The 13027-nt window shown below is 63.6% G+C and carries 12 protein-coding genes, 1 tRNA gene and 1 other RNA gene; 6 read left to right on the top strand and 8 right to left on the bottom strand.

The window, feature by feature from the left end:
• Positions 1-149: 149 nt before the first annotated feature.
• The 5 genes from ACTU46_RS01100 to ACTU46_RS01080 form a co-directional block, all read right to left on the bottom strand.
• Positions 150-1553 (bottom strand): RNB domain-containing ribonuclease, encoded by a 1404-nt coding sequence (locus tag ACTU46_RS01100; RefSeq protein WP_443378110.1) that lies wholly within the window; start codon positions 1551-1553, stop codon positions 150-152.
• Positions 1554-1575: 22 nt separating this feature from the next.
• An RNA gene (gene rnpB, locus ACTU46_RS01095) (RNase P RNA component class A) lies at positions 1576-1987 on the bottom strand.
• A gap of 48 nt (positions 1988-2035) precedes the next feature.
• Entirely contained in the window at positions 2036-3145 is a 1110-nt protein-coding gene (locus ACTU46_RS01090; RefSeq protein WP_443378108.1) for a bifunctional RNase H/acid phosphatase, read from the bottom strand.
• 2 nt (positions 3146-3147) lie between these two features.
• Positions 3148-3867 (bottom strand): zinc ribbon domain-containing protein, encoded by a 720-nt coding sequence (locus ACTU46_RS01085; RefSeq protein WP_443378106.1) that lies wholly within the window; start codon positions 3865-3867, stop codon positions 3148-3150.
• Complete coding sequence (locus ACTU46_RS01080; protein WP_443378104.1) at positions 3867-5009, bottom strand: Nif3-like dinuclear metal center hexameric protein; 1143 nt, start codon at positions 5007-5009, stop codon at positions 3867-3869. The genes ACTU46_RS01085 and ACTU46_RS01080 overlap by 1 nt, the downstream gene beginning before the upstream one ends.
• A 113-nt stretch (positions 5010-5122) precedes the next feature.
• Here ACTU46_RS01080 and ACTU46_RS01075 point away from each other — a divergent pair, with 113 nt between their 5' ends.
• From ACTU46_RS01075 to ACTU46_RS01065, 3 genes are all read left to right on the top strand, one after another.
• The gene (locus tag ACTU46_RS01075) at positions 5123-5641 is read left to right on the top strand and encodes a low molecular weight protein-tyrosine-phosphatase (protein ID WP_443378102.1); all 519 of its coding nucleotides are present in this window, start codon (positions 5123-5125) and stop codon (positions 5639-5641) included.
• A gap of 20 nt (positions 5642-5661) precedes the next feature.
• A complete protein-coding gene (locus ACTU46_RS01070) occupies positions 5662-6567 on the top strand; it encodes an SURF1 family cytochrome oxidase biogenesis protein (protein WP_443378100.1) in 906 nt (301 codons plus the stop codon).
• Positions 6568-6643: 76 nt separating this feature from the next.
• Positions 6644-7357 carry a hypothetical protein gene (locus ACTU46_RS01065; RefSeq protein WP_443378098.1) on the top strand — a complete coding sequence of 238 codons (714 nt, stop codon included), beginning with the start codon at positions 6644-6646 and terminating at the stop codon, positions 7355-7357.
• A gap of 52 nt (positions 7358-7409) precedes the next feature.
• On the opposite strand, the gene ACTU46_RS01060 is transcribed toward ACTU46_RS01065, so the two are convergent.
• A tRNA-Val gene (locus ACTU46_RS01060) sits at positions 7410-7485 on the bottom strand.
• Positions 7486-7559: 74 nt separating this feature from the next.
• Complete coding sequence (locus ACTU46_RS01055) at positions 7560-8009, bottom strand: DUF3052 domain-containing protein (protein ID WP_443378096.1); 450 nt, start codon at positions 8007-8009, stop codon at positions 7560-7562.
• Positions 8010-8424: 415 nt separating this feature from the next.
• Here ACTU46_RS01055 and aceE point away from each other — a divergent pair, with 415 nt between their 5' ends.
• Together aceE and ACTU46_RS01045 are read left to right on the top strand one after the other, a co-directional pair.
• Positions 8425-11163, top strand: coding sequence for a pyruvate dehydrogenase (acetyl-transferring), homodimeric type (aceE, locus tag ACTU46_RS01050; RefSeq protein ID WP_443378094.1), 2739 nt, complete (start codon positions 8425-8427; stop codon positions 11161-11163).
• A gap of 55 nt (positions 11164-11218) precedes the next feature.
• A complete protein-coding gene (locus ACTU46_RS01045; RefSeq protein WP_443378092.1) occupies positions 11219-11824 on the top strand; it encodes a DUF1707 domain-containing protein in 606 nt (201 codons plus the stop codon).
• On the opposite strand, the gene ACTU46_RS01040 is transcribed toward ACTU46_RS01045, so the two are convergent.
• Positions 11795-12763 carry an alpha/beta fold hydrolase gene (locus ACTU46_RS01040; RefSeq protein WP_443378091.1) on the bottom strand — a complete coding sequence of 323 codons (969 nt, stop codon included), beginning with the start codon at positions 12761-12763 and terminating at the stop codon, positions 11795-11797. The two genes, ACTU46_RS01045 and ACTU46_RS01040, sit on opposite strands and share 30 nt — an antisense overlap.
• Before the next feature lie 32 nt (positions 12764-12795).
• On the opposite strand from ACTU46_RS01040, the gene ACTU46_RS01035 reads away from it, so the two are divergent.
• The gene (locus tag ACTU46_RS01035; protein ID WP_443378089.1) at positions 12796-13020 is read left to right on the top strand and encodes an acyl carrier protein; all 225 of its coding nucleotides are present in this window, start codon (positions 12796-12798) and stop codon (positions 13018-13020) included.
• Positions 13021-13027: the final 7 nt, after the last annotated feature.

Below are 13027 nucleotides of genomic sequence, written 5' to 3'. Positions count from 1 at the left end.
GCCACCTGATCAAGGCCGTTGACCCCACCAACAGCCATATCGGCCGGGGAGTTGGATGCCCACGATGTCCTGGGTCTGCCACTGCTCCTCACTGACCGGGCAGCCAGGATGCTGCACCTGCATGAGGCCCTGTCGCTGTTCTGAATCGGCTAATCCGCAGGCCAGGTGAAGACCGCCTCCCGCTTCCGGATGTCCGCCTGGATCAGTGACACCATCGTCGTGGTGGCTTGTTTAGGGTGTCCCAGGCAGTTGGCCAATACCGGTGGATCGCTGAGGAAGATCCTGGCCTGTCCCTTCGTGGCGTCGGTACGCAGCACCACGGCATCAAAGTTATGGCCGATCCAGGGCGCCAACACCGTGGCCTCGGTCAGGTCAAGGCAGGCCCGGTCCACGTTGTTGGCCAGCTGCGAGGTGCGTTTCATGGTGGAGACCACCTGCCCGGCGCGCTCATTTACCCAGTCGGGTACCTCCTCCCGCGCATACAGCGCCAGACAGACCTCCGTGGCGAAGCGATCCACCAGTCGGCGCAGCGGTGCGGTGACGTGGGCATAAAAGCCACCGATCCCGGCATGTACTTCGCTGTCCCCGTTTTCGACTTGGGCGTAGCCGGAGCCACGGAGCAGTTTCTGCGCCTCCCGCATGATCGCCATGCCGCGGGCGTCGGTGGCGTCGACGGAGGCCAGGAACTCGCCGACCGGCATGTCCTCGGGGTAGAGGTAGCCCAGTGCCAGCGCCTCGGCCCGGAATTCTGCCGCGGATTCCGCCGTCGCCGGCCGCAGGGTCCGCAGGATGCCGACGCCGCCGCTGACCATCAGCTGCCCGGCGCACATGCCGGTGAGCAGGGAGATTTCGGAGTTGTAGTCCATGATCTCGTGGCGGGGTTCAATAACGAGTTCATAGCGACCATCGGTGATCTGTTCCACCCGCTGTGCCGGGATCCGCAGGTTGACGGCCGCCCGTCGCAGTGCGGAGGCCTGCCGTAGTCGCCCGACCTCCGGAAGCAGCGCGATGGACGGATGCACTGAACCCGCCCGCAGATCCCGGTGGACGCCGTCATAGTCCAGGCGGGCGCGACTACGGACGAGGGCACGTGCCAGGGAAAAGTCGAGGACCTCTCCCGCCGCATCCAGGTCGATGGTCCACAGTACGGCGGGCCGGTCCACCGCGGGCAGCAGCGAGGCTGAGCCCTCGGAGAGTTCCTCGGGGTGCAGGCGGGCGGGTTCATCGGGCAGGTAGATGGTCTGCCCGCGTCGCAGCCCTTCCGCCTCTAGGGCGCTCCCGGGCTCGATGAAGGCCGCCACGTCGGCGATGGCGTAGTACACCCGGTACTTTGCCTCACCTGAGCCGGTGGTCACCGCCACCGCCTGGTCGAGGTCCATCGAGCCGGGCGGGTCGACGGTGACCAGGGGGATGCTGCGGGCGTCGATACGCATTGCCGCGTAGCGGTCCGAGGCGTGCGCAGCGGCTTCGTGGAGGGCTGGGTCGAAGTCGGTGAGGACGCCGAACTCCTCGGCGATCCCCCGGAAATTCAGTGGGGCGGCATAGAGTTTCATGAGTCCCGATTTTGGCACAATGCGAATGAGCCGGCCTATAAGCCGGATTCTGTACCCCTAGGGGCGGTGAACATCCATCTGGGTCGACCATCGCTGGCCGCCTCAAGCAGCTACCTACGGACTCAGGCGAGCAGCCCTCAGTCATCCGTTCCGCCGTACCGCAAGCGGTACGGCTTAATGCCTTGCTCCCGGTGGGGTTTACCTGGCCAGACCAGTCACCTGGCCTGCCGGTGCGCTCTTACCGCACCCTTTCACCCTTACCCTCACGGCCGAAGCCTTGAGGGCGGTTTACTTTCTGTTGCACTTGCCCGCGGGTCACCCCGGGTTGTCGTTAACAACCACCGTGCTCTGTGGAGTCCGGACTTTCCTCGGCGCACCGCTGCCACAGGTTTAATTCCGTGGGGTTCGGTTGCCGCGATCACCCAGCCAGCTCATTCGCGAGTTCCCACTCTACTCGCTCCGGCACTGATTTAACCAACCCGCTAGCGCAGGTGGGAGGTGTCATTGACCAGCCGGACGCTGGACTTGTCATCGGGATAGAATTCGACGATGGAAATCGACGCCAGATCGAGGAAGATCCGCTTGAAGATCTGCGGACCGGCATCGAGCCCCTGACGCAGTAGTGACTTGATCACGGTCAGGTGGGAGACCACCAGAATGTTCTTGCCCTCATAATCGCGCTGCAGTTCCTCCCGCAGCTTCTTCACCCGGCGGTGGAGCTTCTGCAGAGACTCCCCGTCTGGCGTGGTCACCGAGGGGTCATTGATCCACTTTTCATGCAGCTCGGGGTTTCTGGCGCGGGCTTCGTCGAAGGTCAGGCCGTCCCATTCCCCGAAATCCATCTCGATCAGGCCCTCATGCGTGACGACGTCCAGTCCGGTGAGCTCGGCGGCCGTCGCTGCGGTCTGCTGTGCCCGGCGCAGCGGGGAGGCGAGGATCAGGTCGATGCCGCCGCGCCCCGCCAGGGCAGCAGCCGCGTCCTGCGCCTGCTGCTCCCCCAGCTCGCTGAGATCGGGGTTGGAGCGTCCCGAGTACATCCGGGCCGCAGACATCGGGGTCTGGCCGTGGCGCAGCAGGATCAGCCGGGTCGGGGCGGTGGTGGCCCCGTTCCAACGGGCCGGGCTGTTGGTGTCCACCGCTATTTTCGGGACTTCGGGTTCCGCCCCCAGCAGCCCCACCTTCGCGCCCTTGGTCATGGCGTCCATGGCCTTGTTGGCGAGCTCATCGGCCAGGCCATTCTTCGCCCGGGGTACCCATTCATAGGTGACCTTGGTGAACGTCGCCGCAAGATCGCGGGCCTCGAGGGCCAGCTTCTTCATGTCCGGGTGCTTGATCTTCCAGCGGCCCGACATCTGTTCCACCACGAGCTTGGAGTCCATATAGACCGCCACTTCATCGGCCCCCAGTTCGGCGGCCGCACGCAGCCCGTTGATCAGCCCCTGGTATTCCGCAACATTGTTGGTGGCGGTGCCCACCACGTAGGAGACCCGGCGCAGGATCTCCCGGTGATCGGCGGCGTAGACCACCGTGCCGGAGCCGGCGATACCGGGGTTACCGCGGGAGCCACCGTCAGCTTCGATACAGACCTTCACTCTTAGACGGCCTTCCGGACCAGGTAGCTGCCGCAGTTGGGGCACTGCGGCACGTCCGCGGCCGGGGCCAGTCGGATCGCGGACTGGTCGGCCGGCGGGAGCACAATAAAGCAGCCACCACAGGCACGGCCGTTGAACAGCGCTGCGCCGACTTCGTTCTCCTCGCGCTGGAGGTCATACTCCGCCAACGTCACCTCATCGAGCTGGGCGCGCAGCTGTTCAAGGCGCAGCTCGGGATCCGGGATGTGGCTGGAGGCCTCAGCGGCGGAGTCGCGGTTACGGATGGCGAGTTCGACCTTCTTGGCCAGTTCATCGACCTGGGCGCCGTGAACGTCGCGGTTATTACGCAGCGCGTGGATCTCATTATGAGCTTCCTGCAGCTCAGCCATCAGATCAGCCAGGCGGGACTTGGTGGAATAACGGTCATGCTCGAGATCCTTGCGCTTGTCCGCATCGATCTCGGCACCGAGCTGGTCCTTGGCGTCCTTGTCGCGGCGACGCAGCTTGATCTCGTCCGACTGGATCCGCAGGATCTCATTCTCCATGTCATCGACGGCCATCTGCGCGGCCGCGGCAGCATCACGCATGCGCACCTGCTGGGCACGCAGCTCATCGAGTTCCTGCTGCTCGGGCAGCTCCGTGGTGGTGCTGGAGGTGGCGAAGTTGCGCTGCAGATTCGCCATCTCGAGGAGAGTGATCTGGGATTCCGGGGAGAGTTTCATTATTTTCCTTGATTGTTATGGGTGGACATGGTCCAGGGGTCGGTGCGCAGGTCAAGGATCTCGACCTCCACCCCGGTACGCTTTGCGACGATCGCGGCAGCCTGGGAGGTCCAGGGAAACTCGCTCGCCCAGTGGGCGGTGTCGATCACTGCGGGCCCGCCGGCCCGCAGATACTCGTCCACCGGATGGTGACGCAGATCAGAGGTGACATAAACATCGACCCCGAGACCGGCGACCCGGTCCAGGAAGCTGTCCCCGGAGCCGGAGGAAACGGCAACCTTATGGACCAGCTGCTCCGGGTCACCGGCGGCACGTACCCCCCACTCCGTGACCGGCAGTGCGTCGGCGACCTGCTGGACGAAATCCCGGAGCTTCATCGGCTCCGGCAGTTCGCCGATCCGGCCGAGACCGGTGGCGGTGTCAGGATCCGAGTCATCCGCCATCGCGAGGATGTCGAAAGCCGGTTCCTCATAGGGGTGGGCGGTCCGGATCGCCTCGATCAGGGCGGGGCGCGAGCGTCGAGAAGCAATGAACTCAACCCGGGTCTCGGCGGCCCGGTAGCGGGTTCCCACCTGGCCCTCGGTCGGGTTCGCGCCCGGCAGCGGGGTGAACTGGCCGGTACCCGCGATCTCGAAAGCACACTCCGCGTAATCACCGATGGTGCCGGCGCCCGCCGCAAACAGTGCCTTCTTGAGGGTCTCCGCATGCTCGGCGGGCACGTGGACCCCCCACTTGTCCCGGGCCGGGCCCGGCTTCGCCAGAATCGGCGGACCTGGGCGGATGCCCACCAACTCGGCAAGCTTGTCGTTGACACCCGGGCGCGCGGAATCCGCATTGGTATGCGCGGCAAAAAGTGCGACGCCATTGGTGATCAGGGTGTGCAGCACCTTCCCCTTCGGGGTGTCTGCCGCCACTGAATGAGCACCCTTGAGCAACAGCGGATGATGCACGATCAACATCTGCGCCCCAATAGCCACCGCGCGCTCAGCCACCGCCTGTGTGCAATCGAGTGCAAAAGCCACCTTGCTCACCTCTGCAGCAGGATCCCCGCAGGTCAACCCCACCTGATCCCAGCTCTCCGCCAGGTGCGGCGGGTAAGCTTCATCCATCACCTTACGGACCTCGCCGACAGTGCTACCCATCCTTGTCCCTCCTCCTCGCGTACCCGACCAGTGTAGCGGTCCGGTTCCTTTGCACCGGAGTCCCCGACCCCCTATCCTTTGGGCGTCATACTTTCTCTAGGAGAGGACCAGCCATGTCCGACGCCTTCGGCGAGGACCAGCGCTACCACATCAGTTTCATCTGCACCGGAAACATCTGCCGCTCGCCCATGGCGGCCGTCATCATCGCCGAAGCTGTGGAGGCTGCCGGTCTCGACGCCTTCGTCAAGGTTGACTCCTGCGGCATCGGCGGCTGGCACGTCGGTCAGAAGGCTGACAAGCGGGCCCTGGCGGAACTCCGCACCGCCGGCTACGACGGCAGTGAACACCGAGCCAGCCAATTCGGCCCCGACCACGTCACCGCAGACCTGCTCATCGCACTCGACACCGGACACCGCGCCGAACTGATCGCCCGTGGTGCCTCAGCGGAACAGATCCGACTGCTCCGCAGCTTCGACCCCGCCGCCCCGGAAGAGGCGAGCATCGAAGACCCCTACTACGGCGGCCCCGAGGGCTTCGCCGAAACCCGCCACCTGATCGAGGCCGCGAAACCAGGTCTGATCACCTGGCTCCGGGAGCACGCCGACCTGCGGGAAGTCGTTAAGGAAGGTTAACGACTGTATCCTCAATTGGTGTGAGCACCAGGGTTGATCGTCATCGCGCCAAGGACCACCAACGGGAGAAATTCAGTTGGCGGGTCTTCCTCCGACCGGGTTGGGTCATGGCGGTCATGGCCATCATCGCCTTCTCCTACGCCTCCTTCACCTTCCTCGCGCCCTGGCAGCTGAACAAGGACGAAGACATCGTCCGCCGGAACGAACAGATCGAGCGCGCCTTCGACTCAGACCCGGAGCCCTATTCCACCGTCTTCGATGCCACCGGGGCGGTCGACCCTTCCGAGGAATGGGCCCGGGTGTCCCTGACCGGTCGCTATCTCCCGGAGGCGGAGACACTGCTGCGGCTGCGTCCGGTGGAGAAAACCCCGGTCTTCCAGGCGCTGACCCCCTTTGCCACAACGGACGGAGACATCTTCCTCGTCAACCGCGGCTTTGTGGGCTTCCCCGGCCCTGATCTTCCCTTCATCGAGCCGGCGCCTGGTACTGAAGTGACCATCACCGGCATGGCCCGACTCAGCGAGAACCGCCCCGAAAACCCCCCGATGATCGAACAAGACCGACTACAGGTCTACGGCATCAACACCACACAGGTCGGCGAGGCCATTGAAGTGGACCTCGCCGAAGACTACCTCCAGCTCGCCACGGGCTCCGCCGGAGAACTCAACGCCATGCCCGTTCCCAAGCTGGACCGCGGTTCCCACCTCAGCTACGGCTGGCAGTGGCTGGCATTCGGTATCATGGCACCGCTGGGCATGGGCTACTTCATCTGGGCGGAAATCCGGGAGCGCCGCCGGATCCGCCGCGAGGAAGCAGAACTGACTCCTGAGCAGGAGCAGCCGGAAATCTCCGAGCGCTCGCGGGATGTCCGTGCCCGCTACGGTGGCCAGCATCGCGATCACTGGGGCAACCAGTCCCGCCGCTGAGCCTCAGGGCTAGCCGAATCCCCCGGCACGCACTATCGTGGCCGATGTATCATCCTTTCGTTATAAGGGAGTGCCGATGGGATTCTGGCGACGTTTGCTCAACCGCGATGAAGAATCGAACGATGCGATCGCAGAAAAGCTGCGCTTCCGGGAAGAACCCGACACCCCAGTCGAGGACCTCGTGGAGGACCCCCGGGAACGCGCCAGGGCTCTAGCCACAGCCCTGGAACTTGCCGGGGAATTCGGCTTTGAACCACGTCGCGAGATCACCGTCGACGACGTCCCCTTCGACCGACTCGGCGGAATCAAACCCTTCAGCACCGAACGCCTGAGCACCCTGCTCCAGCTCAAGGATGAAGCAGGACCACTTTTCCCCCGGTATTTCTACCTCGAATACGACTTCGTCGAATCCAACGACGCCTACGCCCACATTCTCCAGAAAATGGCGGCGGCAACCGGTACCGCCGAACAGTTCAGTGAGATCCACTGCGATCTGCACTTCGGCCCGGATTTCCAACTCCACCCCATCGGCGAATTCCGGTACATCATCCGCGGCACCACCCGGAACTACGAGGTATCCAGCGAAGGCGACTTCGCCGACCCCACCGTGGTGGACTCAATGTTCACCGACACCACCCCGAGCGGCTACACCCGCATCAGCACTGTCGATAGCGCCCACAACTACTGGGTGCCAACGGACCACACCGAACGCTTCCGCACCCTCCTGCGGGCTGAGGAGACAGCCGCCGAAGATCGGCACCTACGCTGGCAGATCGAACACAACAGCTGAAAATAGAAAACAGGTCAGAGACTTTATTTCAGTCTCTGACCTGCTTTTACAATGGTGCGCCCTGACGGGCTCGAACCGCCGACCTGCTGGGTGTAAACCAGCTGCTCTTCCAGCTGAGCTAAAGGCGCCTAGGTCTCACCCGTACTCGGGTGAACAAGCAAGAACATTAGCATGCCAAGCAGCCACCCAGGAAAACGGGGGGCTATTTCTTCGCGCCACCCCGCTGTACCAGGCAAGATCCCTGCCAGTCACCGAAGCGATCCGACTTGGTCTGCACCAGACCTGCCAACTGGGCAGATTCCGCAATCAGGCCGGTTTCCAGGGTGCCTGCCTTTCCGGCACCCGGGGTCAACAGCCAGATCCGGCCACTCTCAGCGAGCGGGCGGATGGCATCCACCAGTCCGTCGACCAAGTCTCCGTCGTCTTCGCGCCACCACAAAATCACGGCGTCGCAGATTTCGTCGGTATCCTCATCCAGCAGCTCTTCACCGAGGGCATCCTCGATGCTCTCAGAGATCGAGCTGTCGGAGTCTTCGTCCCAGCCCACCTCCTGAACTGTCTGGCCCGAGGTGATCCCGAGACGTTGTGCGTAATCCTGGGCACTGTTTTTGACTGTGCCCGGAGCGTCCACCACTGTGATGTTCCTCCTCATTTAGGCCGCACCCCGATCGGGTACGATTTATTCTTCCTTCTAGCAGAATACAAGGTGATCGTCGAAATGACCTGCTTTAGGCGGATTTTCTTCATCACGCACCCCCTTTCCCTGGGGTGCGAAGGGGTATCACCCATAACCTCCACCTGGAAGCAAAGGCTCACCGGACCTGAGCCCATGCAATTTTGTCAGCTGATTCCCGTTCGTAATGCAAATTCTGCAATAACAAACCTTTGCAAATAGGCTTCCCCACCCCAACCCTCAGCTGCCGTGTCAATCAAGAAACACGTATCCTGGGTAATGCTATGTGTGTTCAGCCCGAGGCTCGGGTAACCCGTGTCTTATTCAGAGCGAAAACCTCGTGATGGAAAGCTGGCCATGCATTACCTTAATTATTTCCCATAGGAGGTTTGGAATGGCTGACCGGAAAATCGGTGGCAAGCCCACGGACGACTCCAATTTCGCGCTGATCCGCGATGGCGTTGCTTCGTACCTGAATGACACCGACCCGGAGGAGACCCGGGAGTGGATGGATTCACTCGACGGACTGCTCGCAGAGTCCACCCACGACCGTGCGCGTTACCTCATGCTGCGCCTGCTGGAGCGTGCCACCGCCAAGCGGGTCGGCCTCCCGCCGCTGCTCTCGACGGATTATGTCAACACCATCCCGACCTCCATGGAACCGGAATTCCCGGGCGATGAGGAGATCGAGAAGCGTTACCGTCGCTGGATGCGCTGGAACGCCGCCATCATGGTGCACCGCGCCCAGCGCCCCGGCATCGGAGTCGGTGGACACATCTCCACCTTTGCCGGCGCCGCCCCGCTCTACGAGGTCGGTTTCAACCACTTCTTCCGCGGCAAGGACCACCCGGGTGGTGGCGACCAGATCTTCTTCCAGGGTCACGCCTCCCCCGGCATGTATGCCCGAGCCTTCCTCGAGGGTCGCCTGACCGAGGATGACCTGGACGGTTTCCGCCAGGAAGTTTCCCGCGAGCAGGGCGGTATCCCCTCTTACCCGCACCCGCGCGGCATGAAGGACTTCTGGGAGTTCCCCACCGTCTCCATGGGCCTCGGCCCGATGGATGCCATCTACCAGGCACGCTTCAACCGCTACCTGCACAACCGTGGCATCAAGGACACCTCCCAGCAGCATGTCTGGGCCTTCCTCGGCGATGGCGAGATGGATGAGCCGGAATCCCGTGGTCTGCTGCAGCAGGCTGCCCTACACAACCTGGACAACCTGACCTTCGTGGTCAACTGCAACCTGCAGCGTCTCGACGGCCCGGTCCGCGGTAACACCCAGATCATCCAGGAGCTCGAGTCCTTCTTCCGCGGTGCCGGCTGGAACGTCATCAAGGTCGTCTGGGGCCGCGAGTGGGATGCCCTGCTGGAGAAGGACAAGGAGGGCGCCCTGGTCAATGTCATGAACACCACCCCGGACGGCGACTACCAGACCTTCAAGGCCAACGACGGCGCCTACGTCCGCGAGCACTTCTTCGGTCGCGATGAGCGCACCGCCAAGCTTGTCGAGGACATGACCGACGACGAGATCTGGAAGCTGCCGCGTGGTGGCCACGACTACCGCAAGGTCTACGCCGCCTACAAGAGCGCCATGGAGGCCAAGGACCGACCCACCGTCATCCTCGCCCACACCATCAAGGGTTACGGACTGGGCCACAACTTCGAGGGCCGCAACGCGACCCACCAGATGAAGAAGCTCGCCCTGGAAGACCTGAAGCTCTTCCGCGACAAGCAGGGCATCCCAATCTCAGACGCAGAGCTGGAGAAGGATCCCTACCTCCCGCCGTACTACCACCCCGGTGCAGACTCCGAGGAAATCAAGTACATGCTTGAGCGTCGCAAGGAGCTCGGCGGTTACCTGCCGGAGCGTCGCGACACCTACGAGCCCATCGTGGTACCCCCGATCGAGAAGCTGCGCACCGTGCGCAAGGGTTCCGGCAAGCAGGAGATCGCCACCACCATGGCGATGGTCCGTACCTTCAAGGAACTGCTCCGCGATAAGGGAATCTCCGAAACTCTCGTCCCGATCATCCCGGATGAAGCCCGTACCTTCGGCATGGACTCTTGGTTCCCGACGCTGAAGATCTACAACCCCCACGGCCAGAACTACGTGCCGGTCGACCACGACCTGATGCTCTCCTACCGTGAGGCCACCGACGGCCAGATTCTGCACGAGGGGATCAACGAGGCCGGCTCCGTGGCTTCCTTCATCGCCGCCGGCACCTCCTACGCCACCCACGGCAAGGCCATGATCCCGCTGTACGTGGTTTACTCCATGTTCGGTTTCCAGCGCACCGGCGACTCCATCTGGGCCGCCGCTGATCAGATGGCACGCGGTTTCATCATGGGCGCCACCGCCGGTCGCACCACCCTGACCGGTGAGGGCCTGCAGCACATGGATGGTCACTCCCCGCTGCTGTCCGCCACCAACCCTGGTGTGGTCTCCTACGACCCGGCTTTCTCCTATGAGGTGGCACATCTGATCCATGAGGGCATCGACCGCATGTATGGTCCGGGCCGCGGCGAAGACGTCATCTACTACATGACGATCTACAACGAGCCGACCCCGCAGCCGGCTGAGCCGGAGAACCTGGATATCGAGGGCCTGCACAAGGGCATCTACCTCTTCTCCCAGCCCGAGGGCGATGGACACGAGGCCTCCATCCTGGCTTCCGGCGTCGGCATGCAGGCCGCGCTACAGGCCCAGGAGGTGCTCAAGGAGGAGTACGGCGTACGCGCCAACATCTTCTCCGTCACCTCCTGGACCGAACTGGCCCGCGAGGGTGCCGCGAAGAACCTCGAGCAGCTGCGTAACCCGGCAGCCGAACTCGAGCAGCCCTTCGCCACCAAGCAGCTGAGCAAGGTCTCCGGCCCCTATGTGGCGGTCTCCGACTACGCCACCGACCTGCCGGAGTCCATCCGCAAGCTCGTCCCGGGCGAGTACATCACCCTGGGCACCGACGGCTTCGGATTCTCCGATACCCGCCCGGCCGCCCGCCGCTTCTTCAACACCGACACTGAGTCCGTCGTCGTCGCGGTTCTCTCCGGTCTGGCACGTGAGGGTAAGTTCGATATCTCCGTCGCCGATGAGGCCGCGAAGAAGTACAACCTGAGCGACCCCACGAAGGCATAACACCGCCTCCCCAGGTAACCCCCGCTGTCTCTTCAGCGGGGGTTACACTGTTTTCATGGCCGAAATACCCACTGACCGTGACCGTGAATACCTCCAGTCCGAGCTCACCCGCATGGTGGGGATCGGCCGGATCAATTTGGAGGTCTTCCAACAGGCAGTGGACACGGTTCTCGCGGCCGAGGACATCAGCGTGCTGGCCGAGATCCACGCCCGCTATATCGGCACGCCCCCGGCGGAATGGGGAGCTCTCCCGGCCCCCATCTCGCAGCCGCAGATGCCGCAGCTCCAGCCCCAGCGCGAGTTCTCCTCCACCATGGGCACCATCAAACGCACCGGTAACTGGCTGGTTCCGGAGCACTGCACCTTCAAGCTCAATGCCGCCACCCTGCACCTGGATCTCCGGGAAGCCACCGCCGCGGCGCAGCTGATCACCTTCGAGCTGCGGGCGACGGCCGCGGATATCACGATCATCGTCCCGCCGGGGGTGCACGTGCACAATCAGCTGAAAGAGACCTGGTCGGACTCCAAGTTCAATGTCACCGCCCCGAGCCCGGGCGCCCCGCAGGTGTTTCTGACCGGCTTCGTCCGCGGTTCCACCCTGGTGGTTGACACCCGCGCACCGGGTAAGAATTCACTCTGGAATAAAATCTGGGGATCCTAGAAGCCGGTCCAGGGCATTGTTGATGATGTCCGGCGCCTCCAGGATAATCATGTGCCCAGCCCCCTTGGCCAGCTGTAGCCACGCTTGCGGCCACACCTCCCGTAGTCGCTCGGATTGGCTGATCGGGGTCACTTCATCCTTCTCCCCCGTCAGGACGAAACCGGGTTTGCCCTGCAGCGCCGCTGCCGCCCCAAGTTCATCGTGTTCCTGCAGGTCGTCGAAGAAGCCGACGAAGGAGGTCAGTGGGGTTTCATGGATCATGGCGGCGTGAAATTTCACCAGCTCATAGTCGATGGGGCGTTTGAAGACCGCGGTGGCCAGCGTCGGGGCGAGGTATTTCGCGGCGGCCTCCCGGATGCGGCGGGCGTCGTTGGGCGAGGCCTCTACCGCATCCATCACGCGGTCCGCCAGCGGTGAGGCCAGCACCTGCGGAATGCCCTGCGCGGCCAGCGATTCAATGCTGGTGGACAGCAGCAGCACGCCATCCACGCGCGCGTGGGTGGCGGGGTCGTCGTCAAGCAGTTGCCGGAGGGTGGCTAGCACGGCGAGGCCGCCGAGGGAGTGGCCCAGCAGGATCAGCGGGCCGGTGGGTGCCTGCGCGGCGATGACCGCGCGCACGTCGTGGGCGAGACCGTCGACAGTGCACTCCCCGGGGTTGACCGCCCCGGTTCCGCCGTGGCCGCGCAGGTCCAGCAGGAGTGCGGCGACCCCCGGGTGATGGCGACGCAGGTGCCGGACCTGCAGGTGAAAAGACTCAGCCGCGAGCGTGAAACCATGCACGAACACCACTGTCGCCGTGGGCTCCGCGGGGCCGGTGCGGTAGAAATGCACCGCGATGCCGTCACTGTCTACCGCGCCCTGCTTATCGACGTCGCGGAGCCCGGGCTCGCGCGTCCGGGAATACTTGGCGCCCCGCTTAAGCGCGCTCCTGAGATTCATGATGAATGAGGTTACCCGCTATGCTGAAAGCCATGATCACCACCGAACTCGCGAAGATCTTCCAGGACTACGCCGGGGTCGACGCCACAGACGTGGTGCCCGAGGCACGCATCATCGAGGACCTCGCCGTCAACTCCCTCACCCTGGTGGAAATCACCATCCGCATCGAAGAGGCCTTCGGTGTCCGCCTCGACGACGAAAACGTCACCAGCTTCAACACCGTCGGCGACCTCATTACCTACCTCGAAGCGGCCTAACAGAGCA

The sequence above is a fragment of the Corynebacterium sp. A21 genome (assembly GCF_052266655.1).
Classification (GTDB): Bacteria; Actinomycetota; Actinomycetes; order Mycobacteriales; family Mycobacteriaceae; genus Corynebacterium.
Note: the sequence above shows the minus strand (reverse complement) of the source record. Positions and strands in the feature narration are given on the sequence as shown.

Coding starts and splice junctions, on each gene's coding strand:
- ACTU46_RS01055 (WP_443378096.1), bottom strand. CDS start 8,009: ATGAGGAGGAACATCACAGTGGTGGACGCTCCGGGCACAGTCAAAAAC.
- ACTU46_RS01035 (WP_443378089.1), top strand. CDS start 12,796: ATGATCACCACCGAACTCGCGAAGATCTTCCAGGACTACGCCGGGGTC.
- ACTU46_RS01065 (WP_443378098.1), top strand. CDS start 6,644: ATGGGATTCTGGCGACGTTTGCTCAACCGCGATGAAGAATCGAACGAT.
- ACTU46_RS01085 (WP_443378106.1), bottom strand. CDS start 3,867: ATGAAACTCTCCCCGGAATCCCAGATCACTCTCCTCGAGATGGCGAAT.
- ACTU46_RS01075 (WP_443378102.1), top strand. CDS start 5,123: ATGTCCGACGCCTTCGGCGAGGACCAGCGCTACCACATCAGTTTCATC.
- ACTU46_RS01045 (WP_443378092.1), top strand. CDS start 11,219: ATGGCCGAAATACCCACTGACCGTGACCGTGAATACCTCCAGTCCGAG.
- aceE (WP_443378094.1), top strand. CDS start 8,425: ATGGCTGACCGGAAAATCGGTGGCAAGCCCACGGACGACTCCAATTTC.
- ACTU46_RS01040 (WP_443378091.1), bottom strand. CDS start 12,763: ATGAATCTCAGGAGCGCGCTTAAGCGGGGCGCCAAGTATTCCCGGACG.
- ACTU46_RS01100 (WP_443378110.1), bottom strand. CDS start 1,553: ATGAAACTCTATGCCGCCCCACTGAATTTCCGGGGGATCGCCGAGGAG.
- ACTU46_RS01080 (WP_443378104.1), bottom strand. CDS start 5,009: ATGGGTAGCACTGTCGGCGAGGTCCGTAAGGTGATGGATGAAGCTTAC.